At 60.1% G+C, this 26175-nt stretch carries 27 protein-coding genes and 1 tRNA gene; 10 read left to right on the plus strand and 18 right to left on the minus strand.

Features of this window, described 5'->3' with window-relative positions:
• Positions 1-3 precede the first annotated feature (3 nt).
• The 5 genes from J3P93_RS20840 to J3P93_RS20860 all read left to right on the plus strand — a co-directional run bounded on the left by J3P93_RS20840 (position 4) and on the right by J3P93_RS20860 (position 3940).
• A complete protein-coding gene (locus tag J3P93_RS20840) occupies positions 4-696 on the plus strand; it encodes a pseudouridine synthase (RefSeq protein ID WP_434591409.1) in 693 nt (230 codons plus the stop codon).
• A gap of 315 nt (positions 697-1011) precedes the next feature.
• Entirely contained in the window at positions 1012-1896 is an 885-nt protein-coding gene (locus J3P93_RS20845; RefSeq protein ID WP_434591412.1) for an alpha/beta fold hydrolase, read from the plus strand.
• 159 nt (positions 1897-2055) lie between these two features.
• Positions 2056-2129, plus strand: a tRNA-Gly gene (locus J3P93_RS20850).
• 241 nt (positions 2130-2370) lie between these two features.
• A complete protein-coding gene (locus J3P93_RS20855; protein WP_434591415.1) occupies positions 2371-2688 on the plus strand; it encodes a helix-turn-helix transcriptional regulator in 318 nt (105 codons plus the stop codon).
• Complete coding sequence (locus J3P93_RS20860; protein ID WP_434591418.1) at positions 2681-3940, plus strand: type II toxin-antitoxin system HipA family toxin; 1260 nt, start codon at positions 2681-2683, stop codon at positions 3938-3940. Before J3P93_RS20855 ends, J3P93_RS20860 begins: the two co-directional genes overlap by 8 nt.
• Positions 3941-4013: 73 nt before the next feature.
• Here the strand turns inward: J3P93_RS20860 and tam are convergent, their stop codons facing one another.
• Positions 4014-4784: a trans-aconitate 2-methyltransferase gene (tam, locus tag J3P93_RS20865; protein WP_434591421.1), complete on the minus strand. Its 771-nt coding sequence runs from the start codon at positions 4782-4784 to the stop codon at positions 4014-4016.
• Positions 4785-4945: 161 nt separating this feature from the next.
• Between tam and J3P93_RS20870 the strand changes: the two genes are divergently transcribed.
• Positions 4946-5356, plus strand: a complete 411-nt coding sequence (locus J3P93_RS20870; RefSeq protein WP_090282181.1) for a low affinity iron permease family protein — start codon at positions 4946-4948, stop codon at positions 5354-5356.
• 118 nt (positions 5357-5474) lie between these two features.
• Here J3P93_RS20870 and J3P93_RS20875 read toward each other — a convergent pair whose 3' ends face one another.
• The 5 genes from J3P93_RS20875 to J3P93_RS20895 form a co-directional block, all read right to left on the minus strand.
• The gene (locus J3P93_RS20875; RefSeq protein ID WP_434591424.1) at positions 5475-5978 is read right to left on the minus strand and encodes a DUF4142 domain-containing protein; all 504 of its coding nucleotides are present in this window, start codon (positions 5976-5978) and stop codon (positions 5475-5477) included.
• A gap of 163 nt (positions 5979-6141) precedes the next feature.
• A complete protein-coding gene (locus J3P93_RS20880) occupies positions 6142-6780 on the minus strand; it encodes a LysE family translocator (RefSeq protein WP_434591428.1) in 639 nt (212 codons plus the stop codon).
• A gap of 128 nt (positions 6781-6908) precedes the next feature.
• Positions 6909-7622: a hypothetical protein gene (locus J3P93_RS20885; RefSeq protein ID WP_434591431.1), complete on the minus strand. Its 714-nt coding sequence runs from the start codon at positions 7620-7622 to the stop codon at positions 6909-6911.
• Between the two features lie 38 nt (positions 7623-7660).
• Positions 7661-8392: a hypothetical protein gene (locus J3P93_RS20890; RefSeq protein ID WP_434591434.1), complete on the minus strand. Its 732-nt coding sequence runs from the start codon at positions 8390-8392 to the stop codon at positions 7661-7663.
• A 194-nt stretch (positions 8393-8586) separates the two neighbouring features.
• The gene (locus J3P93_RS20895) at positions 8587-9855 is read right to left on the minus strand and encodes a hypothetical protein (RefSeq protein ID WP_434591437.1); all 1269 of its coding nucleotides are present in this window, start codon (positions 9853-9855) and stop codon (positions 8587-8589) included.
• Between the two features lie 219 nt (positions 9856-10074).
• Here J3P93_RS20895 and J3P93_RS20900 point away from each other — a divergent pair, with 219 nt between their 5' ends.
• Complete coding sequence (locus tag J3P93_RS20900; protein ID WP_434591440.1) at positions 10075-10740, plus strand: hypothetical protein; 666 nt, start codon at positions 10075-10077, stop codon at positions 10738-10740.
• Here the strand turns inward: J3P93_RS20900 and yiaY are convergent.
• Complete coding sequence (gene yiaY / locus J3P93_RS20905) at positions 10701-11849, minus strand: L-threonine dehydrogenase (RefSeq protein WP_434591443.1); 1149 nt, start codon at positions 11847-11849, stop codon at positions 10701-10703. The genes J3P93_RS20900 and yiaY overlap by 40 nt on opposite strands.
• 153 nt (positions 11850-12002) lie before the next feature.
• Here yiaY and J3P93_RS20910 point away from each other — a divergent pair, with 153 nt between their 5' ends.
• Positions 12003-13022 (plus strand): DUF4917 family protein, encoded by a 1020-nt coding sequence (locus J3P93_RS20910; protein ID WP_434591446.1) that lies wholly within the window; start codon positions 12003-12005, stop codon positions 13020-13022.
• A gap of 165 nt (positions 13023-13187) precedes the next feature.
• On the opposite strand, the gene J3P93_RS20915 is transcribed toward J3P93_RS20910, so the two are convergent.
• The gene (locus J3P93_RS20915) at positions 13188-13532 is read right to left on the minus strand and encodes a YegP family protein (RefSeq protein ID WP_394506161.1); all 345 of its coding nucleotides are present in this window, start codon (positions 13530-13532) and stop codon (positions 13188-13190) included.
• 162 nt (positions 13533-13694) lie between these two features.
• On the minus strand, positions 13695-14276 hold the full coding sequence (locus J3P93_RS20920) for a DJ-1/PfpI family protein (RefSeq protein WP_203421064.1): 582 nt from the start codon (positions 14274-14276) through the stop codon (positions 13695-13697).
• Between the two features lie 266 nt (positions 14277-14542).
• Between J3P93_RS20920 and J3P93_RS20925 the strand changes: the two genes are divergently transcribed.
• Complete coding sequence (locus J3P93_RS20925; RefSeq protein WP_434591450.1) at positions 14543-15448, plus strand: DMT family transporter; 906 nt, start codon at positions 14543-14545, stop codon at positions 15446-15448.
• Between the two features lie 77 nt (positions 15449-15525).
• Here J3P93_RS20925 and J3P93_RS20930 read toward each other — a convergent pair whose 3' ends face one another.
• The 4 genes from J3P93_RS20930 to J3P93_RS20945 form a co-directional block, all read right to left on the minus strand.
• Entirely contained in the window at positions 15526-16752 is a 1227-nt protein-coding gene (locus J3P93_RS20930) for a class I SAM-dependent methyltransferase (RefSeq protein WP_434591453.1), read from the minus strand.
• Between the two features lie 317 nt (positions 16753-17069).
• Positions 17070-17687 carry a TPM domain-containing protein gene (locus J3P93_RS20935; protein ID WP_090282170.1) on the minus strand — a complete coding sequence of 206 codons (618 nt, stop codon included), beginning with the start codon at positions 17685-17687 and terminating at the stop codon, positions 17070-17072.
• A gap of 32 nt (positions 17688-17719) precedes the next feature.
• Positions 17720-18469, minus strand: coding sequence for a TPM domain-containing protein (locus J3P93_RS20940; RefSeq protein ID WP_434591457.1), 750 nt, complete (start codon positions 18467-18469; stop codon positions 17720-17722).
• A gap of 25 nt (positions 18470-18494) precedes the next feature.
• Complete coding sequence (locus tag J3P93_RS20945) at positions 18495-19103, minus strand: LemA family protein (protein ID WP_203421059.1); 609 nt, start codon at positions 19101-19103, stop codon at positions 18495-18497.
• 251 nt (positions 19104-19354) lie between these two features.
• Here J3P93_RS20945 and bglX point away from each other — a divergent pair, with 251 nt between their 5' ends.
• The gene (gene bglX / locus J3P93_RS20950) at positions 19355-21646 is read left to right on the plus strand and encodes a beta-glucosidase BglX (RefSeq protein ID WP_434591460.1); all 2292 of its coding nucleotides are present in this window, start codon (positions 19355-19357) and stop codon (positions 21644-21646) included.
• Positions 21647-21778: 132 nt separating this feature from the next.
• Here the strand turns inward: bglX and J3P93_RS20955 are convergent, their stop codons facing one another.
• The 5 genes from J3P93_RS20955 to J3P93_RS20975 all read right to left on the minus strand — a co-directional run bounded on the left by J3P93_RS20955 (position 21779) and on the right by J3P93_RS20975 (position 26164).
• Positions 21779-22936 carry a phospholipase D-like domain-containing protein gene (locus J3P93_RS20955; protein ID WP_434591463.1) on the minus strand — a complete coding sequence of 386 codons (1158 nt, stop codon included), beginning with the start codon at positions 22934-22936 and terminating at the stop codon, positions 21779-21781.
• Between the two features lies 1 nt (position 22937).
• Positions 22938-23528, minus strand: a complete 591-nt coding sequence (locus J3P93_RS20960; RefSeq protein ID WP_208938406.1) for a YceI family protein — start codon at positions 23526-23528, stop codon at positions 22938-22940.
• Positions 23529-23748: 220 nt separating this feature from the next.
• Complete coding sequence (locus tag J3P93_RS20965) at positions 23749-24045, minus strand: amidase (RefSeq protein WP_434591465.1); 297 nt, start codon at positions 24043-24045, stop codon at positions 23749-23751.
• Entirely contained in the window at positions 24042-25121 is a 1080-nt protein-coding gene (locus J3P93_RS20970; RefSeq protein WP_434591468.1) for a serine hydrolase domain-containing protein, read from the minus strand. The genes J3P93_RS20965 and J3P93_RS20970 overlap by 4 nt, the downstream gene beginning before the upstream one ends.
• 164 nt (positions 25122-25285) lie before the next feature.
• Positions 25286-26164 carry an acyl-CoA dehydrogenase family protein gene (locus J3P93_RS20975; RefSeq protein ID WP_434591471.1) on the minus strand — a complete coding sequence of 293 codons (879 nt, stop codon included), beginning with the start codon at positions 26162-26164 and terminating at the stop codon, positions 25286-25288.
• Between the last annotated feature and the right edge of the window lie 11 nt (positions 26165-26175).

Genomic DNA, 26175 nt, shown 5'->3' on the forward strand with positions numbered 1-26175 from the left:
ACCATGCGCGTCGATCGTTTCCTCAGTAACCTGCCCCGCTACAACCGTCAGCAGGTTCGCCTGTTGCTGGTAGAAAAGCGCGTGCGCGTTGACGGAAAAGTCGTCAGCGACCCGCACAGTGAGGTGCTGGAATTCAGCCGCGTCGAAGTCGACGACGATGTACTGCAACGCGGTAAACCAGCGCGCTACTTCATGCTGCACAAGCCGCCGGGCTGCGTCAGCGCCACTCGCGACCCGCAACACCCGACCGTGCTCGACCTGCTCGACGAACCGGACAAGGCCGACCTGCACATCGCCGGGCGCCTGGACTTCAACACCTCCGGGCTGATGCTGATCACCAACGACGGCGCCTGGTCGCGGCGCCTGACCCAACCGCAGACCAAGCTGCCGAAGGTCTATTACGTCGAGACCGAGCAAGAGATCGACGCACGCTACGCGCCGACATTTGCCGAGGGCATCTATTTCGCCTTTGAAAACCTGACCACGCAACCGGCGCACCTGCAACTGCTCGGCCCACGTGTGGCGCGGCTGAGCATCGTCGAGGGCCGCTATCATCAGGTGAAGCGCATGTTTGGTTTTTTCAACAACAAGGTACTGCGCCTGCACCGCGAATCAATGGGCGAACTGGCTCTGGACAGCGCGCTAAAACCGGGCGAGTACCGCGCTTTGCGCACCGAAGAGATCCATTTGTTCTAAGCTGGCGACCGCTCAGCCGAAGTTGTCGAACAATTTACCAACGGCACTTGCGCGATCCAGACTCCCCTGCTTGAATCAGGTCGTCGGCCGAAATGTGACCGATGAGTCACCACATACTTCCAAGAAACTTTTTGTCGGTCGCACGCCCTCGGGGCTGCACTGCAACCGGCAGACTGCCCGCCAATAACAATACCCGTCGACCTGCCTTACCGGATCGACATGGGCCAACACATTCCAGGCGTATGCCTACCTGTCACAAAGCTCGTGCAATCTTCATTGTGCGCATACCCGCTTGCTTGCCAGGAGTCTTACGACATGAGGCCAGAAATCGCTGTGCTGGATATACAGGGTCAGTATCGGGTTTACACGGAGTTCTATCGCGCAGACGCCGCAGAAAAGACCATCATCCTGGTCAACGGCTCGATGGCCACGACTGCGTCGTTTGCCCAGACGGTGAAAAACCTGCACCCGCAATTCAACGTGGTCTGCTACGACCAGCCCTACGCCGGTCGCTCGAAAGCCCACAACCGCCATGAGAAACATCTGACCAAGGAAGTCGAAGGGCAGATCCTGCTGGAGCTGATCGACCACTTCGCCGCCGAACACGTGCTGTCGTTTTCCTGGGGCGGCGCCGCGACGCTGGTCGCCCTCGCCCAGCAGCCACGACGCATCGAAAGAGCGGTGATCAGCTCATTCTCGCCGGTGATCAACGCACACATGCTCGATTACCTCGAACGTGGCGTCGATTACCTCGGCAATCTGGATCGCGACCGCGTCGGCCATCTGGTCAACAACACCATCGGCAAACATTTGCCGTCGCTGTTCAAGCGCTTCAACTACCGCCACGTCAGCAGCCTGGCCGAACACGAATACGGGCAGATGCACTTCCACATCAACGATGTGCTGCACAGCGACCGCCAGTGCTACTTGAACGCGGCGAAGAAGATCAACGTACCGGTGCTGTTTCTGAACGGCGAATGGGACGAATACACCGCCGCCGAGGACGCACGCCTGTTCGGCAATCATGTGGTGCAAAGCACGTTCACCACCCTGCAAGCCACCGGGCATTTTCTCGACATGGAACACAAAGCCGCGTGCCGCGACAGCCAGAACGCCTTGCTCGGTTTTCTGAAACCGGCGCAGCAGACCAGCCGAACGCGTTACTCGTATGTGCAGGACCAACATGCATTGGCTATTTGAAACAGCGTCGCCGCGGGCAAGGCTGCAGGCTTGAGGTATTCGTCTTGTACCTTTGCAGCCCTTGCTCGCGAGTGACCGGCTTCGACGAAAAAAAGCCGTTGGAAAGAAAAGAAAACTTCAAATCCGTGGCCGAGTCTGGTACAAAGTCAGCCGCTCTGAGCGGGTATAGTTTAGTGGTAGAACGAAAGCTTCCCAAGCTTTAGATGAGGGTTCGATTCCCTCTACCCGCTCCAACCAAATTTGGTCTCACGTCGCGCTTTTTGACGGGGACGCAGGAATGAAAAAACCGGCCTACAGGGCCGGTTTTTTTGTGTCCGGGATTTGGTGAAAAGACAAATTCAAGAGTACTCCCCGACACATCCCTTCCATATAAATCCATTTTTTTGTGTTTTATATCGGTATTGAGCGGATAACATCCATTAAAATGGATTTACGCTACACTTCATAAATCAGACTTCTCCAAGAGATCTTGCCATGCTGGAGCTTAATCTCAGCACGCCCGCCGAAATCGTCATACGCCTGTGTAATCGGCTGCGTACAGAACGGCTCGCTCTGGAAATGACCCAGGCTGATGTCGCCGCGCGGGCCGGTATCGGAATCAACACCGTGTCCAATCTGGAGTCTGGGCGCAATGTCGGGTTCGAGAATCTGGTGCGCGTTGCGACGGTGCTTGGCCGCGGAAAAGAACTCGAAGACTTGTTCCAGCCGAAGCTCGAAACCCTGGACGATATCCTGCGTTACGAAAACAGCGCCAAGCGTCAGCGCATCAAAAGGAAACCTGACAATGCTTGAGAAAGTGGACGTTTATTACGAGGGTTGGGGCGAGCGCTGGCTTTGGGGCTCGCTTGTTTCCACTACAGCCTTGAACGGGCGCCCGCTGATCGTGTTTGAGTACAGCGATGAGGCGAAGAAAAAAGGCCTGGAACTGTCCTCCCTTCGCCTGCCGTTAGCGGGTGGGAAGCTGAGGCGAGATTTTCCATCGCATCAAATGGGTCTCCCCGGCCCGGTCTATGACGCGTTGCCGGATGGTTGGGGCATGCTTCTGATGGATCGCTTGTTCAAACGTCGTGGCCTCAACGCCGCGCGCATCGGCCCCTTGGAGCGTTTGGCCTATGTCGGCGCGAACGCGATGGGCGCCATGTCGTTCGAGCCTGTCGCTCCTGAGTTAATGGTACCGGCCACCCATGACTCGATTGAGCTGCTGGCGGCTGAAGTACGCGAAGTGCTCGACGGCGACGGTGCACAGTTGCTGCAGAAATTATTATTGGTGGGTGGCTCGCCGCAAGGTGCCAGACCCAAGGCGTTGATCTATCGCGATCCCAAAACCGGGACGTTTACCACGGCGACTGTCTCTGGATTCGAAGCCTGGCTGGTGAAATTTCCCGGCCAGGGCGAGCATCCCGAAGTTTGCGCAGTCGAAATGGCCTATTCAGAATGCCTGCGTTTGTGTGGCATCGAGACGCCCGACAGCCAGCACTTCCGCCTGCCTGATGGAATGGCCGCTTTCGCCAGCAGACGCTTCGACCGACAAGACGGTCTGCGCATCCCCATGCAGAGCCTGGCAGCCTTGACGGGAGCCGACTTTCGTTCTCCAGGCGCATTGGATTACGTGAATTTTCTCCGTGCGACCCATCACTGCACTAACGACGTGCGCGAGAAAGCGCTGGCCTTCGAACGAGCGGTTTTCAACGTCGCGTTCAACAACCGGGATGATCATCCGAAGAATTTTGCCTATCTCATGTCGTCTTCCGGCAAGTGGAAGTTGTCGCCTGCCTTCGATGTGACCTTTTGCGAAGGGCCCGGCGGTTATCACCAAATGGACGTCATGGGTGAAGCTTTGGAAATTGGCCGCAAAGAGATGCTGAAGCTTTCGCAGGAGGCGGAAGTAGCAATCGATCAAGCGGAGGATATGATAGAGCGAATATGCGCCGTCGCCAGCCGGTTTTCGGCAATTGCTGCCGAGCTGCTTCCGAACGAAATAACCCCAGAGACATTGCAAGTCATCCAAGGCAGGATCGATAGCAACGTCGCCCTCCTTCGTTGAACCGGCAGATTCCGGCGCTCAGCAAACTGAGCCTGCATGCAGGACATAAAAGCGAGCCTGCTGAAGGAGTGTTTCAACGCGTCGCTACAATAAACAACCGTGGAAACGGCAACAGCACCGAGCCGTCAGCCAATGCTGGATAAGCCTCTTCAACCGCTGCCAGATATTGCTGCAGATACTGCGTCCGTTCCTCTTCGGTCAACGGGCTCAGAAACGGAATCAACCCGCTCCCCTTGAACCACTCCACGACGCCGGCCGCCCCGCCAGACAACTGATGGTGATAAGTCGTACGCCATACATCCACCCGCGCACAGTACGGACGCAGCATTGAAAAGTACTCGCTGGCACTGGCCATGTCGGTGCGCTGTCCGGCCGCGCCAGCGAGTTTGCTTGCCCACGGGCCATTGGCGGCGACTTCGCGCATCAGTCGGTGTGAGGGTTCGTTGAGGTTGTCGGGCATCTGGATCGCCAGACTGCCACCCGCTGACAGCTTGCCCGCCAGTGCCGGCAGCAACGTCGCGTGATCAGGCACCCATTGCAGCACGGCGTTGGCGAAGATCACATCGAACGGACCTGCATCCGCCCATTGATCAATCTCGGCCACGTCGAACTGCAACTGCGGCAAGCGCTGGCGTGCCGCATCGATCATGTCCGCCGAGCTATCGAGTCCACTGACTTTTGCCGCAGGAAACCGCTGCACCAGCAACTCCGTGGAGTTACCAGGACCGCAACCGATATCGACCACCGTTTGCGCATCAGCGGTAGGAATCGCCGCCAGCAAATCACGGGCCGGGCGGGTGCGTTCATCTTCGAAAGCGACGTATTGCTTGGCAGACCAGGTCATTGCGTTCTCCTGTCGGGGCGGTTCAGCGGTGGGTCACCATACCGCGATCCGAAGCACCTGCCTTCCCTACCAACGTCCAGTGTTCAGAGTCGAATTGTAATTAGAATTTTCCAAGCGCAGCGACTGTCTCAATTTCAAGCTCGCTGAAAAGGAACGCTGTCATGAAATTCGCAAAAATCGCCCAGAAACTGGCCCTGTGGGCCGGTAGCCCGAAGACGTTCATGGGCGCGTTGATCCTGATCGGATTATGGGGTTTGAGCGGTCCGATCTTTGGTTACAACGACACCTGGCAATTGATCATCAATACCTCGACCACAATCATTACGTTCCTGATGGTTTTCCTGATTCAGAACACGCAAAACCGTGACACCGACATTCTGCATCTCAAGCTTGATGAGTTGTTGCGGGTCAACAAGGAAGCGCAGAACGCGATGCTCGGGCTGGAAGCGCTGGACCTCAAGCAACTGGAGGAATTGCGTAAGCACTATCGCTCGCTGGGCGAAAACCAGGTGTTCGAGCTTGAGGGGCTCGGTGACAAGAGCAAGCCAAAGCAGGATTTGAATGAGTGCTGAGCACTCGAGCAGGCTCGCTCCCACAGGGGGCGCGTCGCAGGCGTAAAAAAACCTTCGGCAGTGCCTGCATCAAGCAGGCGCTGCGAAGGTTTCGGTGATGCCTGGATCAGCGTGAGATTTAGCGACTGGCTTGCAACGCGCGGGCCTTCTCCAGATGGCTTTGCAGTTTCGGCAGAGTCTCATCGGCAAACGCTTTGATTTCGGGCACGTCGGTGGTCTGCGCCTGTTGCTCGATCTGGGTGATGGCTTCTTCGGTGGCCTTGACCTGACTGGCCGCGTAGGCCTGATCGAAGGTCGCGCCATCCTTGACTTCCGGTATCAGCTCCTTGGCCTTGTCGGCAAGTTCTTCGCGCGGCGCAACGGGTAAGTCGAGCTTCTTGGCGATTTTCGCCAAATGCTGGTTGGCCGTGGTGCGGTCGTTGATGACGACGATGGTGTAATCCTTGACCTCTTTCGATTCGGTCTTGCCGTGGGCCTGACGACTGGCTTCGATGTCGGCCATGCCTTTGGCGGAAGCATCGTTGATGAATTCGGCAGGCGACTGGGCGAACGCACTGCTGGCGCAAAGGCCCAGTAGCGTTGCAAAACTGGCGTTACGTAAACGGGTGGCCATCCGGCTCATGGTCGCGCCCTCCTTCAATGAATATTCAAGCGGGCCATGTTTCACCCGCTGCTTAAATCCTCGCGGCAGACAATCGTCCGCCTCAGTTAGGAATGCTTTGACGCTTAAAGGTTTAGAAAAACTGGCCCAGGCGCGACGAACGGCGCGTCGAGCAAGTCCAGCATCAACCCTTGTTCGACATCAAACCCGGCAGCGCATGCATCAGCGCGTTGATGGCGAAACCGATGAACATCACCCCGCACAGGCGAGTGATCAACAGTTCGTGACGCTGATAAACCTTGCGCACGCGATGTGCGCCGACCACGCCCACCAGAATTGCGTAAGCCAGCGCGCCGCCAACGAAACTCAGGGCAATCAGCGCTGGCAGCATTGACCAGTTGAGTAGTTCGGCGCGGCTCGACAGCAGCGCCGTGAACGTCGCCACGGCCACCGGGTAGGCTTTGGGATTGGTCAGACCGAAGACAATGCCGTGCCAGAACGGCTGTCGCGCGGCGCCTTGCGCTTCGTCGCCGTTGCGCCGTTGGGCACGCACCGCACGCCAGCCGAGCCAGAACAGGTACAGCGCGCTGAGCACACCGAGCACATCGAACGCCGTGCTGCCGATTTCACGGGCGCCGACAATCGCGATCAACGCCGTGCTGCACCAGACCACATCACCGAGCAAATGCCAACAGAGAAACCCCGCCCCGGCCCGCCGCCCATGCGCCGCACCGATGCCGAACACTGCCAGCACGCCGGGCCCCGGGGTGATGCCGTAGATGAAACCCGAGGCCAGCACGGCCATAAGCAACGATGGAGTCATGGGGAACCTGCAAGCGCCAGAACACGTGGCGGCCAGTCTATATCAGCCGCTTGCGCGAGATCACGGCTCGTCGTGAAAACCCATGCCGGCGAGTGTGCGCAAAGTAGCCAGCAGTTACAGCGGATGAATCAATAACCCCTGAATTCTTCGGGAACGACATATTGCTCGCCGTCGTAAGTCAGGGTGATTCGGGTCTGTTTCAGTTGGGTCGTGTTGGACACACATTGCTGACCCGACCGGGTGTTTTTCGTCTTGCTGCCACGGGTAGTGACAATCAGATCAGCCAGACCATGGTGGCTGGTGGGGCCGATTTCGACGCTGCGGCGAATCGTTTTCTCGTAGCCTTCGCAATCCACAAACTCGCCGTTGCTCTTGGCAATCACCAGCCCCTCCAGCACCGGGCGCAGCGCATTGCCTTCGCGCACATACAGGGCCAGATCGGTTTTTTTGTAGGGGTTGGCCTGGGAGCTGTGCGAAAACCTCGAGTGCAGGCCAAAAGCCCGAGTCTCCGGCGCCAGTCGATAACGCGCCGTGTCGATACGCAGGTCGTCAAAACGCACGGCATCAGAGTTGTACGCCCCCGGTTTGCGGTAGGTGGCGATGGGTTTGGCGCTGCTCGCATCGACAATTGCCAGGTCCAGATCGAACACACCGGCCTCATCGTCACCAGGGTCGGCCAGATACGTCGAGGTCACCGCGATCGCCTGGTTCTGCACCGCAGGCCAGACCTTGCAGCGTGACAGGGATTTGCCGTCGAAGGCCTTGATGTCGCACGCGGCCTGGGCCTGGAAGGCACAGGCGAGAAAACCAACGGCAATCAGCAGTCTGGTGGGCGGGAGCATGGTTCTTCCTTGATAACAGTCGTGTGAATACAGGTCGGTTAAAGCCCTTTGAAACCTTGTGGCAGAACGTAAAATGTGCCGTTGTACCGCAAGGTTGTCGAAACGGGTTTGGACTCGGTGATTTTATCCTTGCAAGCATCACCCTTGCCCACACTGGAAGTACCTGTTTCTCTGGTTCTTACGATAAGGTCCGCGTAGCCATGGGAGCTGGTTTTGGCGATCTCTACGGTTCGGGTGATCTCACTGCGCTCGCCCTCGCAACTACCGTCCCACTCGCCGCCATATTGATAGACCAATAATTGCTGCAACACGGGGCGCAGCGCTTCACCTTCTCTGACGTAGAGGGTGAGCTGAGTTTCATCCAGCGGATTGAGTCGAGAGCTATTGGTAAAACGGGTACGAACGCCAAAGGCGCGCACTTCGGGAGCGACCGCATAACGGGCGGTATCCAGCGTCAGCTCATACAACGCGACGCCATTTGATTCGAAGGCGCTGTCCTGATGCAGGGTGGCGATTGGCCCGGCTTGCCCGTCCTGCGCAATAGACAGGTCGAGATCATAAAAGCCGCTCGTGTCAACATCAGAGCCGGCTGCGCGCTCGAACGTGGCTTTGGCGCTGATGGACTGCCCCGGATAAGCTGGCCAGTCCTTGCACACAGCGAAATCAAGATCACCGGAAAGGTTGGGTGGCCCGCACTGGGCAATGGCCTGTCCTGCCATCAACGCTGCGTACAATGCCGCACATGCGATTCTTGCCGACGTCAATGTCACTCCCCTCCTTGATCACGTTTCAGCCGCGCACTATCCCCTTCCCCATCAGTCGTTTCAACCCGTTCGATGCGTGATCAACCAGCCAGTGTGAGCAATTCACTTCAAATCAGGCTTTCGTGCAGCATGACTGGGGTTCGTCCGGGTCGGCAGGACAGCCCGGATTCCAGTCACCCCCACAATGTGATTGCCCGCCGTCAGCCAACCGCTGCGGTCAATAATCGCACCACATAAGCTGCACCGTCCTTGTGCCCCAGCACCAGCACCGAAGAATCCTGCAGACAGGCCGCCTGCGCCGTCCATTCGATCCGGGCAGTGCCTTCGACGTCGAACGCGGGGTCCACGGCGCCGTCGATCAGGAAGCCTCCGGTCAGCAAGCGTCGTTCGCCGTGCGAGGTCTGTCCGACCGTGACGACTCGCATGTGATCCGTGTCGTCCAGCGCAAAACCTGCATTCCAGCTACGCAGGTCCAGTGCTTCGGTGGCCGCGGTGATGACCGGTACACCGGCGTTGAAGTCGCGGTCGAGTTGGCCATTTTTCAAGATTCCACTCATGAACGCGTGCTGAACCCCGCCGGCGTCAACAGCCGAACCGATCAAGAGCAAGTGCTCCGCCGATTGCACAATGATATGTTTCACCGTGCTTTTGAGCGGTGCACCATCCTTCTCGATCAGCAAACGCAACACACCCCCCTCGCCAAATTCCGCGACCGCTCCGCTCTGGTCGAACGCCATGACCAAACCCTGACCGAGTCCTTCGAGCCCGCCGTTCACAAGAATCAGCCCATCGTTCAGCTGCGTGACTCCATGCAAGGTGATGCCAAGCTTGGGTACTTCCAGATGTTTCCAGCCTTTACCGTCGAACGTGTCGTCATCCTTGCCATCGAGATGGAAACGCGCCAGCAGTCCGTTTCCGTTTCGCGAAGTCATGAACAGCAATCTGTCAGGCTCCGCAACCTGAGGATCCGATTTTGCCAAAATAAGGCTTCCGCCAGTGGCACCGAACAGTGAGGGAATGCGCATGGGCACTTCGCGATAACCCGGCTGCGGACCACCGAAATAGACGTCGGGCGAGCCATCAGAATTGAATCGAGCGATAACCTGTTGGTACTCGGTGGTTATGCCGCTTTTCACGCCACACATCCAGATGCGCTCATGCTTGTCAACGAACACCTGCCCGCCCCGCGAGGCCGCATCATGATTGAATTGGCCGGTAAGGTAGCCCGCCGTACCAAAGTTCAAGTCTGGATGACCTTCGGCGTCCAGACGCGCAAGCCCGTGACTGGATTTTCCCGCTGCATCGATGACGGTCGCGCTGACGATAACTTGCCCCGACGGCGTCGTTGCCACACCTTCGCCTATCGTTCTGCCCTCGCCTGAAAAACGCAGCGTGCACAAACCTGAGGTACCGAAGGTGAGATCCATCTCTCCCGCTGACTGTGCGATTGGGGCTTCGTTGTTTGACATGTTGGTGCGCTCCTCGAAAGATCGATTGCGTTCCCGCTGTGCAGGACATTCGATCCGAAGCACTCCCGCCCGACAACTGATAGAAATGACAGTTTTTAAACACCTAATGCGATAACACTTAAATCAATAAAACCTAAAGGACTGTTATTTCTTACAGGTTTCAAACTCAGGCGAAGCTGTAACGCTGGGATCCCCTGTTTTCAAGTGAGCAAACCGGTCATGACTAGCGCGCATCAAACAAGCGGCCAGCCGCGGATCTTGTCGATCGTGTTCCCGTTCGAGGGCAGCAAGACCGCACGCCGACCGCATCTTTTCGGTACGGGCCAGGCTGGCGGTCTGATCGAGATATGGGACGCCAGGGAAAACTTTCACTATGCGTCGGGTCCGATCGATTCCGACGGACGCTGGACAGTTGATGTGTTTGAAGAACTCTCCCCGGGTCCACATCGAATCCGCGCACGTGTCATCGCCGGAACCACTTCGGACTGGTCTGCCGACCGCTCATTCGAAGTCACCGCCACGGACGACGCGCCTGTGATCGTTTCTCCTGAAGAAAACCAGAGAGTCAGTGACGTTGTGACGTTTGAGGGAACAGTGCCGCGCGAAGGCGGTTACGTCGATATTGTCGATTTGAACAACGGCCGTCACCTCGCCGAAGTGATAGTTGAGGCTGACCGTACCTGGTTCACTCAACTGACCAATATCGACGCTGCGCAACAGCAGCGGATCTGCGCCAGTCATCGCTTGAGTGGCATCGCGTCGAACTGGTCCCGCGTGCGCACATTCACCGTGCTTGTGGAAGCACACGGAGGACTGTTCGACTTCGCTCGCCTTCGCGCCTTTTATCAAAACGCGTTGCGGAAGATTTCCTCGATCTGGCGCTGATCCGCCGCCCGTGGATTGGTCAATCCGCAAGCGTCTTTCAAGGCGTTGGCGGCGAGCAGCGGAATGTCGCTGAGTTTGGCGCCCAGCTCACGCAGGCCACCGGGGATCTCGACGTCTCTGGCCAGGCTGCGGATCGCGCTGATCGCGGCCTGCGCGCCCTGCTCCGCGCTGAATCCGCGAATATCCGCCCCCATTGCATGGGCGACGTCTCTCAGTCGCTCAGCACACACTTGCGCATTGAACGCCTGCACATGCGGCAGCAACACCGCATTGCACACGCCGTGCGGCAAGTCATAGAAGCCGCCCAACTGGTGCGCCATGGCATGGACGAAACCCAGCGAGGCATTGTTGAAGGCCATGCCCGCGAGGAATTGCGCGTACGCCATGTTTTCCCGTGCGGCGAGGTCGCTGCCGTCGCGCACGGCCAGACGCAGGTTGTTGCTGATCAGGCTCATGGCCTTGAGCGCGCAGGCATCGGTGATCGGATTGGCGGCCGTCGAAACGTAGGCTTCGATGGCGTGGGTCAGCGCGTCCATGCCGGTTGCCGCAGTCAGGCCTTTGGGCATGGCGACCATCAGTTGCGGGTCGTTCACCGACAACAGCGGTGTGACGTTGCGATCGACGATGGCCATTTTCACGTGGCGCGATTCGTCAGTGATGATGCAGAACCGGGTCATCTCGCTGGCGGTGCCGGCGGTGGTGTTGATCGCGACCAGCGGCAGCTGCGGCTTTGCCGATTGATCGACGCCTTCGTAGTCGCGAATGTGCCCGCCATTGGTCGCGCAGAGAGCGATGCCTTTGGCGCAGTCGTGGGGCGAGCCACCGCCCAGCGAGACGATGAAATCGCAGTCGCTGGCCAGCAAAAGTGCCAGCCCGGCCTCGACGTTGGCAATGCTCGGGTTGGGTTTGGCACCGTCGAAAATTACCGAGTCGATGTCCTGCATCGCCAGTTTCTCCGCCACCCTAGTCGCAACGCCGGCCTTGGCCAGACCGCTGTCGGTGACGATCAACGCCTTGCGAAAAGCATAGTTGCGGATGGCAACCATGGCCTCGTCGAGGCAACCGCTGCCCATGATGTTGACCGCCGGAATGAAGAAGGTGCTGCTCATCGTTTGTCTCCTGACTGGGCCGGTTCGAGCGCTGCGCTCCGGCGGATGCACACAGGATCGACCGATCGGTCACGACGGATGTTGATCTGGCTCAATGCCCGCTCGTGATAAAGTCGCCGCCCATCTGCCCCTTTGTTTTGAGACGCCTGCGCAATGACTGATTTTCTGAATGTCGACGCCACCCTCGAAGACTGGAACGCCCTGCGCGCCGCGACCGATTTCAACGGTTTGCTGGTGGGCAACGGCGCCAGCCGCGCGGTTTGGGACGACTTCGGCTACGACTCGCTGTTCGAAAATGCCCGCACCGTGGAAGAAAAACCCCTGAGCGCCTCGGAGCTGGCGGTGTTCGATGCGCTGCAAACGCGCAGTTTCGAGCAGGTACTCGGCGCACTGAAAACCACCAGCCGGGTCAACAAGGCACTGGCCGTCAGCTCGGCGGCGCCGCGCAATCGCTATTACGCGATCAAGGAAGCGCTGATCAACACTGTGCACGCCATGCACATCCCGTGGCGGCTGGTGCAGCCGTCAACGCTGGCGACGCTCAATGAAGAACTGGCGCGCTATCGCACGGTGTTCACCACCAATTACGATTTGCTCAACTACTGGGCACTGCAACACAACAGCGCAGTGATCGACGATCTGTTCAACGGCCCGAACGCCAGTTTCGACCTGAGCGACAGCGCCACTGACAAACCGCGCTTGCTCTATTTGCATGGCGGCCTGCATCTGGTGCGTAACCAGGACGGCACGGCGCGCAAACTGACCTCGACCGAAGGCACACTGCTCGGCAGTTTCGCCATCAATAACACGCTGAAGACGCTCGATGACGTACCGCTGTTCGTCAGCGAAGGGCCAAGCGCGGACAAGCTCAAGACCATCCGCAGCTCGGATTATTTGTCGTTCTGTTATCAGCAGTTATTGGGACACGGCGGCAGCCTGTGCATCTTCGGTCATGCCTTGGGTGAGCAGGATGCGCACATCGTCCGTGCGCTGCGCCTGGCGAAACCGGCGAGCGTGGCGATCTCGATTTACCCGCGCAGCGCGGCGTTCATCCAGCATCAGAAGCGCCATTACCGCAAGGTGTTCGACGGCACCGGGGTCGAGTTGCGGTTCTTCGATGCCAAGAGCCATGCGCTGGGCAATGCGAAGTTGTCGGTGCCGGTCGAGATTTAGTGGCGCGGCCACCGACGCCATCGCGAGCAGGCTCGCTCCCACAGGGGATCGCATTTCAACTGTAGGAGTGAGCCTGCTCGCGATGGCGGTCTATTGTTCGGCATCTCTTTCGAAGCTGATGGCCTCATCGCGAGCAGGCTCGCTCCTACAGGGACCGTGTCATGTTCAGAGGACGGGCACGGTCTTGTCCTTGATCACCTTGGTGGCGCCGTTGCTTTTGACGCTGGCGATACCCTTATCGCAGGCGGCATCCGAGGAGTAGGCCTCGCTGCTGCCGATGACCTGATGGTTGGCCGCTTTCAGATTGAAGTAGGGATGGCCGTCCTTGGTCGACTTTTTTTCGTAGCGCTCGTCCACCGCGCTGTTGCTCTGCACGGCGGCGATGCCACCGTCGGCGCCGGCGCGTGTGGTGTACAGCTCGCTGGTCAGAATCGTTTCGGCATTCGCCGCTTTGAGCACGAACCTGAACTGGCCGTTGCTGCTCTTGCTGACTTCGTACCATCCGGACATGCGTATTGCTCCTTGGCGATTTAGGCAGAGTGCGCTTCAGAGTAAAGACCAGCGCGGGCTATCTGTCGCCTGTTGCAGCGCCACCGCCAGCAAGCTGGCTCACACACCGGAACGCATTCCCCTGTGGGGGCGAGCCTGCTCGCGAACGGGCATGACCGCTCACTACAAAATGATTTGCGTGCCGAGCAACCCGAGGAACCCGGCCAGCCAGTTAGGGTGGGCCGGCCATGCCGGTGCCGTGGCCAGATTGCCCTGCACGTGGCCGTCGGTGACTGCGATGTCGATGTAGGTACCGCCGGCCAGCCGCACTTCCGGCGCGCAGGCCGGGTAGGCGCTGCATTCGCGTCCTTCGAGCACGCCCGCCGCGGCCAGCAGTTGCGCGCCGTGGCAGACCGCGGCGATCGGTTTGCCGGCGTTGTCGAAAGCGCGCACCAGTTCGAGGACTTTCTCGTTCAGCCGCAGATACTCCGGCGCGCGCCCGCCGGGGATCAGCAGCGCGTCGTAATCGGCTTCGCTGACCTTGGCGAAGTCGAAATTCAGGGCAAACAGATGGCCGGGTTTTTCGCTGTAGGTCTGATCGCCTTCGAAGTCATGAATCGCGGTGCGTACGGTTTGCCCGGCAGCCTTGTCCGGGCACACGGCATGCACGCTGTGGCCGACCATCTGCAGAGCCTGGAACGGCACCATTACTTCGTAGTCTTCGACGTAATCGCCGACCAGCATGAGGATTTTTTTGGCGGGCATGGGGAGGTCTCCTGCGGGAAAGGTCTGGGAGTATTCAAGGTAGACCGAATCTGGCTGTTTGGTGGTGGGGGTTCCAGACCGAGTCATCGTTCATCGCGAGCAGGCTCGCTCCTACATTTGGAATGCATTCCCCTGTAGGAGTGAGCCTGCTCGCGATGGCGTCGGCAAACTGTACGCCTGAATTTGTGTCTGGCTGTAACAGCCTGAACCGTGCGGTTTATGGCTAGATGGAGGACTCCCAGCCACCCTCAATTCCGGTCCCTCTCATGTCCTCGCGCGAAAACACCGGCATGGCCCTCGGCCTGCTCGGTGTGGTGATTTTCAGCCTGACCCTGCCCTTCACCCGCATCGTGGTGCAGGAACTGCATCCGCTGCTCAACGGCTTGGGGCGGGCGCTGTTCGCAGCGATTCCAGCGGCGCTGCTGCTGTTGTGGCGTCGCGAGAAGTGGCCGAACTGGCAGCAAGTCAAAGGCCTGAGCCTGGCGATCGCCGGGGTGATTCTGGGTTTTCCGGTGTTGTCGGCGTGGGCCATGCAAACCTTGCCGGCGTCCCACGGTGCGCTGGTCAATGGTTTGCAGCCGCTGTGCGTGGCGCTGTACGCGGCGTGGCTGTCCCATGAGCGCCCGTCGAAAGCCTTCTGGGCTTGCGCCGCGTTGGGCAGTGCGTTGGTGCTCGGTTATGCCTTGTACACCGGGGCGGGCAGCATTCAGGCCGGTGATTTGCTGATGCTCGGGGCGATTGCTGTCGGTGGGTTGGGTTATGCCGAGGGCGGCCGCTTGGCCAAAGAAATGGGTGGCTGGCAGGTGATCTGCTGGGCGCTGGTGCTGTCGACACCGCTGCTGATCGGGCCGGTTGTGTACCTGGCCTTGCAACATCAGGGCGCAGTGTCGGCCAAGGCCTGGTGGGCGTTTGGGTATGTTGCGCTGTTCTCGCAGTTTCTCGGATTTTTCGCTTGGTACGCCGGGCTGGCCATGGGTGGCATCGCCCGGGTCAGTCAGATTCAGCTGTTGCAGATTTTCTTCACCATCGCTTTTTCGGCGATGTTCTTTGGCGAACACGTCGAGCCGGTCACTTGGGTGTTTGCCTGCGGCGTGATTGCCACGGTGATGCTCGGGCGCAAGACCGCAGTTAAATCAAATGTGGGAGCGAACTTGCTCGCGAAGGGGCCGTAACAGGCAACTTCATTGTCGACTGTCAGCCCGCTTTCGCGAGCAGGCTCGCTCCCACAAAGGCATTACCCAATCAAAGGTCAGGCCAGATAGCCGTCGGCGCGCAGCAGGGTTTCCAGGCAGTGCTCGCTGATGTGGTAGAAAGCTTTCAGTTCTTCAATTTTCGCCAACAGCTGCGCCGGCGCCACCGGCTCGGCGCGTTTCACCGCCAGGATCATCTTGTTCTTGTTGGTGTGTTCCAGCGAAATGAACTCGAACACCTTGGTCTCGTAACCACAGGCTTCGAGGAACAGCGCACGCAGGCTGTCGGTGACCATTTCCGCTTGCTGGCCCAGGTGCAAACCGTATTGCAGCATCGGTTTGAGCAGCGCCGGGCTCTGGATCTGCAGGCGGATCTGCTTGTGGCAGCACGGCGAGCACATGATGATCGACGCGCCCGAGCGGATGCCGGTGTGGATCGCATAATCGGTGGCAATGTCGCAGGCATGCAGGGCGATCATCACGTCCAGCTCGCTCGGTGCCACGCTGCGCACGTCACCGCACTTGAACACCAGCCCCGGATGCTCCAGCTTGGCCGCCGCGGCATTGCATAGATTGACCATCTCCTCGCGCAACTCGACGCCGGTGACTTCGCCTTCGGCTTTCAGGGTGTTGCGCAGATAATCGTGAATCGCGAACGTCAGATAGCCCTTGCCCGAACCGAAATCCGCCACCCGCACCGGCTTGTCCAGCGCCAGCGGCGACGAAGTCAGGGCGTGGCTGAAGACTTCAATGAACTTGTTGATCTGCTTCCACTTGCGCGACATCGCCGGGATCAGCTCGTGCTGGGCATTGGTCACGCCAAGGTCTTGGAGAAACGGCCGGCTCAACTCGAGAAAGCGGTTTTTCTCGCGGTTGTGCTCGGCGGACGGCGCCTCGCGCAATTGCTGAGGTTTGCTCTTGAACAGCGAAGACTTGCCCTTTTTGCTGTATTCCAGCTGGGCTTCGTCGCTCAGCGCCAGCAAATGCGCATTCTTGAACGCGGTCGGCAACAGCCCGGCGATCGCCGCTACGCCTTCAGTCAGGGGCAGGTTCTTGGTGATGTCGCGGGTCTTGTAGCGGTAGACGAAGGACAGGTGCGGCTGTGCCTTGACCGTCACCGGTTTGATGATCACCCGCTGCAGATCCGCCTCGTCACCGACGTACTTGGCCAGCACCAGTTTGATGAAGCCGTTCTGTTCCAGGCTGGTTTGCAGCAGCTCGAGGAACTGGGCGTGGTGGTCGGGCGCAGGCTTTGTGGACGGCGCGGATGGGGCGGTGACAGACATGAAAAAGCGGCCTCGGACGGGCGAAATCGGGAATGGCGGGTATTTTAGGGGGGATGGGGGTTGGGGACACGTGCTTATTTGCTGAACGGTGGTTTCAACAGTTAAAAAGCTACCCTCACCCCAGCCCTCTCCCGGAGGGAGAGGGGGCTGACCGCGTTGTTCTGTCGAGTTACACCGACCTGAAATACCGAGTCGAACTCAGGTCTGAAGCATCATCACAACGACTCGATCGACGCGGTTTTCCAGGTCGATATCGAGCGCAAGACACCTCGGTCTGCTCCCTCTCCCTCTGGGAGAGGGCTGGGGTGAGGGGCTTCTCAGCCCAACACCACCAACCGATTCGGCAACTCATTCCTCACCTGCGTCACCGGCACATGCACTTTCAACAACTCCCCACATGCCTCGATACAGGTGACAAACCCCTCCAGCGTGCGCCCCTGCCTTACCTGCTCGGTGAACGCCGCAACAATCACATCCCAGTTTTTATTGTCCAGTCGCCGGGAGATCCCCTCATCCACCAGAATCTCCACATACCGCTCAGCCTCGCAGACAAAAATCAGCATGCCGGTGCTGCCGACGGTGTGGTGCAGGTTCTGTTCAAGAAACTGCCGCCGCGCCAGATTCGAAGCGCGCCAGTGGCGCACGCGACGCGGGACCAGATGGGTGGTGATTTTAGGCAGACGGAACAGCAGGCACAGCACAATGAACAAGCCCCACTGCACCATCAGCAGACTGCGCAGGGTCAGCCAGCCGGTCAGGTAATGCACGACGCCCGGCAGCACCAGCGCCAGCAGGCTGGCCCAGAGCAGCGGAATGTACGCATAGTCGTCGGCGCGGGCGGCCAGCACCGTGACCAGTTCGGCGTCGGTGTCGCGTTCGACCCGGGCAATCGCCTCGGCGACTTTGCGTTGTTCGTGTTCAGTCAGTAATGCCATTCGAAAAATGCCTGCTCGTTATTGTTCTGTGTTCACCAGCCGCCGGACGAACCACCGCCGCCGAAACTGCCCCCGCCGCCGCTGAAGCCGCCTCCGCCGCCACCGCCGAATCCACCGCCACCCAAGCCGCCCCCGCCTCCGGAGCCGCCACGACCGGCGGGCAGGATACCGAGCATCTGGCAGACAAACACCGTCAGGATGAACAACATCACCAAAAACATGAACAGCGCCGGATGCCGCGAGATGAAATCATCGGCCGGGTCGCCGCTGGATTCGTACACCGTCGATGGCTCGTCGAGCGGGTTGCCGCCCAGCACCACCAGCATCGCCGCCACCCCGTCGCTGATGCCTTTGCTGAAATTGCCGGCCTTGAATGCGGGCGTGATCACCTGATGAATGATCACCGAGGCCTGCGCATCGGTCAGCCGGTCCTCGAGGCCATAACCGACCTCGATGCGCAGCTTGCGCTCGTCACGGGCGACGATCAGCAGTGCGCCATTGTTCTTGTCCTTCTGGCCGATGCCCCAGTGCCGGCCCAGTTGAACGCCGAAATCTTCGATGGTGGTGCCCTGCAGATCGGGCAGCGTGACCACCACCAATTGCTCGCCGGTCGCCTGTTCGTGGGCCTGCAATTGCTGGCTCAGTTGCGCGCGCAGCGACGGCTCGAGCATCTGCGCCTGATCCACAACGCGCCCGCTCAGCGTCGGGAACGTCAATTCGGCCTGGGCGCTGACGGCGAACAGCCAGAGCATCAGCACCAGGCCCGTTTTCAACACGCGCATGCATAACCTCATCGCCAACATCGGTTCAGAACTTCACTTCCGGGGCCTTTTCCGCGCCGGGCGTGGTGGCTTCGAAGGTTTCGCGCATCGGCAGATCGCTGTACATCACGCTGTGCCACAGGCGCCCGGGGAAGGTGCGGATCTCGGTGTTGTATTTCTGCACCGCCAGAATGAAATCGCGGCGCGCCACGGCGATGCGATTTTCCGTGCCCTCGAGCTGCGATTGCAGGGCGAGGAAGTTCTGGTTGGCCTTCAGGTCCGGATAGCGCTCGGAGACCACCATCAGGCGGCTCAGCGCGCCGGTCAGCTGATCCTGCGCCTGCTGGAACTGCTTGAGTTTCGCTGGGTCGTCGAGGGTGCTGGCATCGACCTGGATCGACGTGGCCTTGGCCCGCGCTTCGATCACGGCGGTCAAGGTCTCCTGTTCATGGGCGGCATAACCTTTGACGGTTTCCACCAGATTGGGGATCAGGTCGGCGCGGCGCTGGTACTGGTTCTGCACCTGGCCCCAGGCGGCTTTGGCCTGTTCGTCGAGCGTCGGGATATTATTGATGCCGCACGCGGTCAAGAACGTAGCCAGCACCAGCAGCGTGGCCACTTGCAAACGTGAGCGGTAGGTCGGGCTGATCGTCATTGCGGTGATGCTCCTTTGATTAAAAACTCCGCGCTGAATATTCCGGCACGGCGGTTGGGGCATAATCGGCCCCGCCACTGGATTGCGACGGGCTTATGGGCTAAAAAGTGCCCTTCGCGTTCACGCTGCCGCTGTCGGCTGTGGTTTTTTGGCTCTGAATATTCGAGCCGGCACCCGAACAACAATAGTCGCTCCTTACATTTTGGCTGGCCGGTGTTCCGTCACCGTTTGGGCCCTTGAGAAAAATATTCATGAAGAAGCTGTGTTTGCTGGGTCTGTTCGTCAGCCTGGCCAGTCATCAGGTATTGGCCGCCACGACTCCGGTCCCTCTGGAAAACAAGGACGCGTTCATCAGCAACCTGATGGGCCAGATGACCCTCGATGAGAAGATCGGCCAGTTGCGCCTGATCAGCATCGGCCCGGAAATGCCTCGCGAGCTGATCCGCAAAGAGATCGCCGCCGGTAACATCGGCGGCACCTTCAATTCGATCACCCGCGCGGAAAACCGGCCGATGCAGGACGCCGCCATGCGCAGCCGCCTGAAGATTCCGATGTTTTTCGCGTACGACGTGATCCACGGTCACCGTACGATTTTCCCGATTCCGCTGGCCCTCGCCTCAAGCTGGGACATGGACGCCATCGGCCAGTCCGGTCGCGTGGCGGCGAAAGAAGCCGCCGCCGACAGCCTCGACATCACCTTTGCGCCGATGGTCGACATTTCCCGCGACCCGCGCTGGGGCCGCAGCTCCGAAGGTTTCGGTGAAGACACCTACCTGACCTCGCGAATTGCCGGGGTCATGGTCCGCGCTTATCAGGGAGCAACCCCGAGCGCGGCCGACAGCATCATGGCCAGCGTCAAGCACTTCGCCCTGTACGGCGCGGTCGAGGGCGGTCGCGACTACAACACGGTCGACATGAGCCCGGTGAAGATGTACCAGGACTATCTGCCGCCGTACCGCGCCGCGATCGATGCCGGCGCCGGAGGGGTGATGGTCGCGTTGAACTCGATCAATGGTATTCCGGCCACGGCCAATACCTGGCTGATGAACGATCTGCTGCGCAGAGATTGGGGCTTCAAGGGCCTGGCAGTCAGCGACCACGGGGCGATTTTCGAGCTGATCAAACACGGCGTCGCTCGCGACGGTCGTGAAGCAGCGAAGCTGGCGATCAAGGCCGGCATCGACATGAGCATGAACGACACGCTGTACGGCAAGGAACTGCCGGGGCTGCTCAAATCCGGCGAAATCGAACAGAAAGACATCGACAACGCGGTGCGCGAAGTGCTCGCCGCCAAGTACGACATGGGTCTGTTCAAGGACCCGTACCTGCGCATCGGCAAGGCGGCGGATGATCCGGCCGACACCTACGCCGAGAGCCGTCTGCACCGCGCCGAGGCCCGTGAAGTGGCACGACGCAGTCTGGTGCTGCTGAAGAACCACAACGAAACCCTGCCGCTGAACAAAGACGCGAAAGTCGCGCTGGTCGGCCCGCTGGCCAAAGCCCCGATCGACATGATGGGCAGTTGGGCCGCCGCCGGCCGCCCTGCGCAATCGGTGACGCTGTTTGACGGCATGAGCGCAGTGATCGGTGACAAATCGAAGCTGATCTACGCCCGTGGCGCCAACATCACCGGCGACAAGAAGGTCCTCGACTACCTGAACTTCCTCAACTTCGATGCGCCGGAGGTGATCGACGATCCGCGTCCGGCCAGCGTACTGATCGACGAAGCGGTCAAGGCCGCCAAGGATGCCGACGTGGTGGTTGCGGCGGTGGGCGAATCCCGTGGCATGTCCCACGAATCCTCCAGCCGTACCGACCTGAACATCCCGCAAACCCAGCGTGAGCTGATCCGCGCGCTGAAAGCCACCGGCAAACCACTGGTGCTGGTGCTGATGAACGGCCGCCCGCTGACCATTCTCGAAGAGAACCAGTCGGCTGACGCGATTCTGGAAACCTGGTTCAGCGGCACCGAGGGGGGCAACGCGATTGCCGACGTGCTGTTCGGCGACTACAACCCGTCGGGCAAACTGCCGGTGACCTTCCCGCGCTCCGTCGGGCAGATTCCGACCTACTACAACCACCTGAGCATTGGCCGACCGTTCACTCCGGGCAAACCGGGCAACTACACCTCACAGTATTTCGATGACACTACCGGGCCGCTGTTTCCGTTCGGTTATGGCCTGAGCTACACCACGTTTGCCTTGAGCGACATGGCCTTGTCGTCGACCACGCTGAATGCCACCGGCAAGCTCGACGCCAGCGTCATGGTCAAGAACACCGGCAAGCGTGACGGCGAAACCGTGGTGCAGCTGTACATTCAGGACGTCACCGGCTCGATGATCCGCCCGGTGAAAGAACTGAAGAACTTCCAGAAGATCATGCTCAAGGCCGGCGAACAGAAAGTCGTGCACTTCACCATCACTGAGGATGACCTGAAGTTCTACAACGCCCAGCTCAAGTACGCGGCAGAACCCGGCAAATTCAACGTACAGATCGGCCTGGATTCGCAGGACGTGACGCAACAAAGCTTCGAATTGCTCTAATTTTTTCAGGTAACACATAAACCTGTGGGAGCTGGCTTGCCAGCGATGGCGGCCTGACAGTCAACTGATATGTTGAATGTGATGGCCTCATCGCTGGCAAGCCAGCTCCCACAGTGTTTTTGGGTGTGCCCGCTACCCGCGTCTATCGAGGATGTTCACCACCAACCGATCCACCCAGCCCCACACCCGCTGCTTGACCCGCCGCCACAACGGCCGGCGCTGCCATTCCTCGAGGCTGACCAACTGACTCAGCCCGAAGTCCCTGACAAAACTCGCCTGCACCGCTGCCGTCAACGATGGATCCAGCGCCTCCAGGTTCGCCTCGAGATTGAAGCGCAGATTCCAGTGATCGAAGTTGCACGAACCGATGCTCACCCATTCGTCCACCAGCACCATTTTCAGGTGCAGGAAGCACGGCTGGTATTCGAAGATCTGCACCCCGGCCTTGAGCAGTCGCGGGTAGTAGCGATGCCCGGCGTAGCGCACTGACGGGTGGTCGGTGCGCGGCCCGGTCAGCAGCAAACGCACGTCGACCCCACGTGCGGCGGCCTTGCGCAGGGAGCGACGGATTTTCCAGGTCGGCAGGAAATACGGCGTGGCCATCCAGATGCGTTTCTGCCCGCTGTTCAGCGCGCGAAACAGCGATTGCAGAATGTCGCGATGCTGCCGCGCATCGGCATAAGCCACGCGGCCCATGCCCTCGCCCTTGTCCGGCACACGCGGTAAACGCGGCAGGCCGAAATGCGCCGCCGGACGCCAGGCGCGGCGGTAACGGTTGGCGAGCCACTGGCGGTCGAACAGCAATTGCCAGTCGATCACCAGCGGGCCGCTGATCTGCACCATCACTTCGTGCCACTCGCTGGTGTCCTCGCCCGGCGTCCAGAATTCATCAGTGACACCGGTGCCGCCGACCACCGCCAGACATTGATCGACCAGCAGCAATTTGCGGTGATCGCGATAGAAATTGCCGACCCAGCGCCGCCAGCTCAAGCGGTTGTAGAAACGCAGTTCAACCCCGGCAGCGCTCAGGCGCTGACGCAAGTGCAGGGTAAACGCGAGGCTGCCGTAATCATCGAACAGGCAGCGCACGCGCACACCGCGCTCGGCCGCCGCCACCAGTGCCTGGACGATGGTGTCGGCGCAGGCGCCGGCCTCGACCAGATACAGTTCCAGTTCGATCTGTTCTTTGGCGGCGGCGATGTGCTCGAGCATCCGTGGAAAGAATTGCGGGCCATCGATCAACAGCTCGAAGCGGTTACCGTCGCGCCAGGGAAACACTGCGCCGCGCATGTCAGCGCGCCGTGAAAATCAGCACCGCACCCACCGGCACCGACAGGCTGATGGCCGACAGATCGGCGAGTTTGCGCAGGCTTTCCAGCCCTGGCGCGAGGTCGAAATCCGCCGCGTTGATCACCAGCGGCTCGAGGGTCACCACCTGAAAACGCCGGTCATCGAGGCGTGTCGCCAGCAGCTCGGCGGGATATTCGTGTTGCTTGCCATGCAACTTGACGGTCAGCGGCAGACGCAATTCCAGCTGCGCACCGGGGGCCAGATCGTTGATCGGGCGCAGGTCGATCTGCGTAGTGATCGTCGCTTCCGGGAACTGCTCGATCTGGAACAACTCTTTGCGCATACGCTCATCGCGCAGGGGAATGCCGCTGTTGATCGACTCCAGCTCGACCTCGACTTCGGCCCGTCCATTGGGATCGACCTTGCCGTGCAGCACCAGAAAGCGCTGCACTTCAGAGACACTGGCGTTTTTCGTGCTGACGAACGACAGCCGCGACGACTCGCCGTCCAGATACCAATTGGCTTGAGCCGGCAATGCGGCGGCGGCCAGCAGCAGGCTAGAAAGGGTTGTGTACAGGGAGCGGTTGAACATTGAGCACTCGTGGGGGCGATAAACCTGCACGAACCTTAACCGCCTCCACGTTTATTGCAAACTGGAGATCACCACAGATACATGTACTGATAAGACCCTTGTGGGAGCTGGCTTGCCAGCGATAGCGTCGTCACAGGCAAAATTTTCGCTGGCTGACCCACTACAATCGCTGGCAAGCCAGCTCCCACATGATCTCCATTCACAAGGGGATGGGGTGTGGTCAAGGAGTCAGGCGGCAGCCGTGGCGTTCGTTTTGCCACTTCGCGCTATTGCTGCGGCCGATGCCGCTGACCGTGATGGTTTTGCTGGCGCTGTCATCGGTGAACTGGCTGATCGGCAGCCACTGCTTTACATAGCCACGGCAGTATTGCGCGTCGTTGTTCATCACATACCGGCACGAGCAATATTCCTTGGCGGTGTAGGCGCTGATGATGTCTGGAAAAGCCCAGAGATTTTCACGTTCGTAAGCGATCCAGCCGAGCAGCATCACCAGCAGCAACAGCAATAAGCGCTTCATGGCTGCACCGCCTTGAGCACGCGCGCGAGCAGTTCGTTGTGGCGGTAGCTGCCGTCGCGATCATCGGCGTAGCGCACAACAACCAGTTTCTGGCTGGGAATCACATACAACGCCTGGCCCCAATGGCCGAGCGCGGCGAAGGTGTCGGTTGGCGCGGCGGGCCACGGCGATGACGCGCCGTCCACCGCGCGATTGAGCCACCAGTGGCCGCCGGGCACGGCTTCGTCCTGACCCGCCTTGTAGCTGGCGAAGGGTTCCCGGTTGAACGCGACCCAATCCTGAGGCAGCAATTGCCGATCCTGCCAGCGCCCGTCGCGCGCCATCAGCAGCCCGACCCTCGCCAAATCCTGCGCGGTAAGATAGGCGTAGGACGAGGCGACGAACGTGCCGCTGGCATCGGTTTCCCAGACGGCGTGACGAATGCCCAGCGGTTCGAACAATGCCGTCCACGGGTAATCGGCATAACGCTGCGGGCCGAGCATGCCTTTCAACGCAGCGGCGAGCAGGTTGCTGTCGCCACTGGAATAACGAAACGCCTGACCCGGTTCAGCGTAGGACGAATGATCAGCGGCGAACGCGGCCATATCGCGATGACCGCGGGTGTAAAGCATCGCCACCACCGAGGATTTCAGCGGCGCGTATTCGTAGTCTTCCTGCCAGTCGATGCCCGAGGCCCAGTGCAGCAGGTCGGCGATTTTGATCTCGGCGTGGTTTGCCAGCGGCGGGTAATACTGTGCGGCCGGGTCTTCGAGCTTGAAGCGGCTTTCGCCATAGGCCACGCCGAGCACGGTGGCCATCAGGCTTTTGCTGATCGACCAGGTCAGGTGCGCGGTCTGCGCGGTGGTCGGGCCGGCGTAGCGTTCGTAGATGATCTGGCCGTCGCGGATGATCAACAACGCGTCGGTGCGGATGCCTTGGCGGGTGCTGTCGTCGCGGGGCGGGAAGGCGTAGGTTACCAGCGCCTCTACGGCTGGGCCGGTGATCTTCGGGCCGGTAGACCATTGCTCGCCGGGCCATTGTTCGGCGCTGGCGGTGAAGCTGATGAGCAGCAGGAACAGCAACAGGCCTTTGCGCATGGTGTGGGCTCTGGAAAAGAACCTGCTGAGCCTAGTTGGGGTTTATGACAGGACGGCGGCGTTTCGTGAATCGCTATCGCGAGCAGGCTCACTCCAGGTTGATCGCATTCCAATTGAAGAAACACGGTCCTCTGTAGGAGTGAGCCTGCTCGCGATGAGGCCCTTTAAATCGCCGCCAAAGCCTTGGCCAACCGCTTCGCCCGAGCCCCCGCCGCTAATTGCATCACGCCCTTGTCCCGCTGCCACATCTGCGCCCATTCCACCGGGCCAGCCGCCAGCGCCTGATCCACCTCCCCCGCCAGCGCCTCGAACTGCGCAAACAACCCGCCCAGCAACACATGCCCGGCCGGATTATCCGGCGCTTGCCGGCTCGCTTCGGCACACCCCGCCAACAGCGCCAGCAAACGCAATTGCAAGGTCTGTGGCCAGTCGCTGTGCTGGCCGACGCCATACAGCCACGCGGTCATCGCGCTCAGCACGCACACGTCTTCAAGGGTGCGAAACGGTTTGACGTACGCATCCCAGCCATCGCCAGCGAGCAGTTCGCACAACGCGCCGTCCAGGTGCAGACGACCGTGGCTGATGTCCGGCATCGACGGCAGCGCCGGCAGTGTTTCCACGGTCACGCCGGGCTCGCCGGGGTAGACCACCGCCAACGTCAGGCGCGGTGTTTCGTCGGGCTGCTCGCTGCGCGCGGCCACCAGCAGCCATTCAGCCGCATCGCCGGCGGTGACGAAATCCTTGTGTCCGCTCAGGCGCAAGCCGTTCAGCCGCGTTTGCATATCCGCCGGGCGCAGGCTGCGCTGTTCGGTGGCGCACAACGCGCCGAGGCTCAATGGCGCGCTCGGCCAGAGCATGCGCAACGCCGCTTGATAGCCGACCAGAAAGGCCAGCCCCGGCGTCGCCATGCACCGCCCGCCCGCGACCGCCAGTTTAAACGGCGAGACAGTGCCCAGCGTCTGCAACAGCGTCGCGAAACCCTCCGCGAGGTCGGCGGCGGCGGGCAAGCGTTCACAACGTTGCAACAGATCTGACCAGGGCACGGGCGGCTCCT

The sequence above is a fragment of the Pseudomonas sp. R3-57 genome, from assembly GCF_051132065.1.
In the GTDB taxonomy this organism is placed as follows: domain Bacteria; phylum Pseudomonadota; class Gammaproteobacteria; order Pseudomonadales; family Pseudomonadaceae; genus Aquipseudomonas.

Coding starts and splice junctions, on each gene's coding strand:
- J3P93_RS20965 (WP_434591465.1), bottom strand. CDS start 24,045: ATGAAGCGCTTATTGCTGTTGCTGCTGGTGATGCTGCTCGGCTGGATC.
- yiaY (WP_434591443.1), bottom strand. CDS start 11,849: ATGAGCAGCACCTTCTTCATTCCGGCGGTCAACATCATGGGCAGCGGT.
- J3P93_RS20910 (WP_434591446.1), top strand. CDS start 12,003: ATGACTGATTTTCTGAATGTCGACGCCACCCTCGAAGACTGGAACGCC.
- J3P93_RS20940 (WP_434591457.1), bottom strand. CDS start 18,469: ATGCGCGTGTTGAAAACGGGCCTGGTGCTGATGCTCTGGCTGTTCGCC.
- J3P93_RS20895 (WP_434591437.1), bottom strand. CDS start 9,855: ATGTCAAACAACGAAGCCCCAATCGCACAGTCAGCGGGAGAGATGGAT.
- J3P93_RS20870 (WP_090282181.1), top strand. CDS start 4,946: ATGAAATTCGCAAAAATCGCCCAGAAACTGGCCCTGTGGGCCGGTAGC.
- tam (WP_434591421.1), bottom strand. CDS start 4,784: ATGACCTGGTCTGCCAAGCAATACGTCGCTTTCGAAGATGAACGCACC.
- J3P93_RS20955 (WP_434591463.1), bottom strand. CDS start 22,936: ATGCGCGGCGCAGTGTTTCCCTGGCGCGACGGTAACCGCTTCGAGCTG.
- J3P93_RS20925 (WP_434591450.1), top strand. CDS start 14,543: ATGTCCTCGCGCGAAAACACCGGCATGGCCCTCGGCCTGCTCGGTGTG.
- J3P93_RS20845 (WP_434591412.1), top strand. CDS start 1,012: ATGAGGCCAGAAATCGCTGTGCTGGATATACAGGGTCAGTATCGGGTT.
- J3P93_RS20935 (WP_090282170.1), bottom strand. CDS start 17,687: ATGGCATTACTGACTGAACACGAACAACGCAAAGTCGCCGAGGCGATT.
- J3P93_RS20915 (WP_394506161.1), bottom strand. CDS start 13,532: ATGTCCGGATGGTACGAAGTCAGCAAGAGCAGCAACGGCCAGTTCAGG.
- J3P93_RS20860 (WP_434591418.1), top strand. CDS start 2,681: ATGCTTGAGAAAGTGGACGTTTATTACGAGGGTTGGGGCGAGCGCTGG.
- J3P93_RS20920 (WP_203421064.1), bottom strand. CDS start 14,276: ATGCCCGCCAAAAAAATCCTCATGCTGGTCGGCGATTACGTCGAAGAC.
- J3P93_RS20960 (WP_208938406.1), bottom strand. CDS start 23,528: ATGTTCAACCGCTCCCTGTACACAACCCTTTCTAGCCTGCTGCTGGCC.
- J3P93_RS20855 (WP_434591415.1), top strand. CDS start 2,371: ATGCTGGAGCTTAATCTCAGCACGCCCGCCGAAATCGTCATACGCCTG.
- J3P93_RS20880 (WP_434591428.1), bottom strand. CDS start 6,780: ATGACTCCATCGTTGCTTATGGCCGTGCTGGCCTCGGGTTTCATCTAC.
- J3P93_RS20970 (WP_434591468.1), bottom strand. CDS start 25,121: ATGCGCAAAGGCCTGTTGCTGTTCCTGCTGCTCATCAGCTTCACCGCC.
- J3P93_RS20930 (WP_434591453.1), bottom strand. CDS start 16,752: ATGTCTGTCACCGCCCCATCCGCGCCGTCCACAAAGCCTGCGCCCGAC.
- J3P93_RS20900 (WP_434591440.1), top strand. CDS start 10,075: ATGACTAGCGCGCATCAAACAAGCGGCCAGCCGCGGATCTTGTCGATC.
- bglX (WP_434591460.1), top strand. CDS start 19,355: ATGAAGAAGCTGTGTTTGCTGGGTCTGTTCGTCAGCCTGGCCAGTCAT.
- J3P93_RS20885 (WP_434591431.1), bottom strand. CDS start 7,622: ATGCTCCCGCCCACCAGACTGCTGATTGCCGTTGGTTTTCTCGCCTGT.
- J3P93_RS20875 (WP_434591424.1), bottom strand. CDS start 5,978: ATGAGCCGGATGGCCACCCGTTTACGTAACGCCAGTTTTGCAACGCTA.
- J3P93_RS20945 (WP_203421059.1), bottom strand. CDS start 19,103: ATGACGATCAGCCCGACCTACCGCTCACGTTTGCAAGTGGCCACGCTG.
- J3P93_RS20840 (WP_434591409.1), top strand. CDS start 4: ATGCGCGTCGATCGTTTCCTCAGTAACCTGCCCCGCTACAACCGTCAG.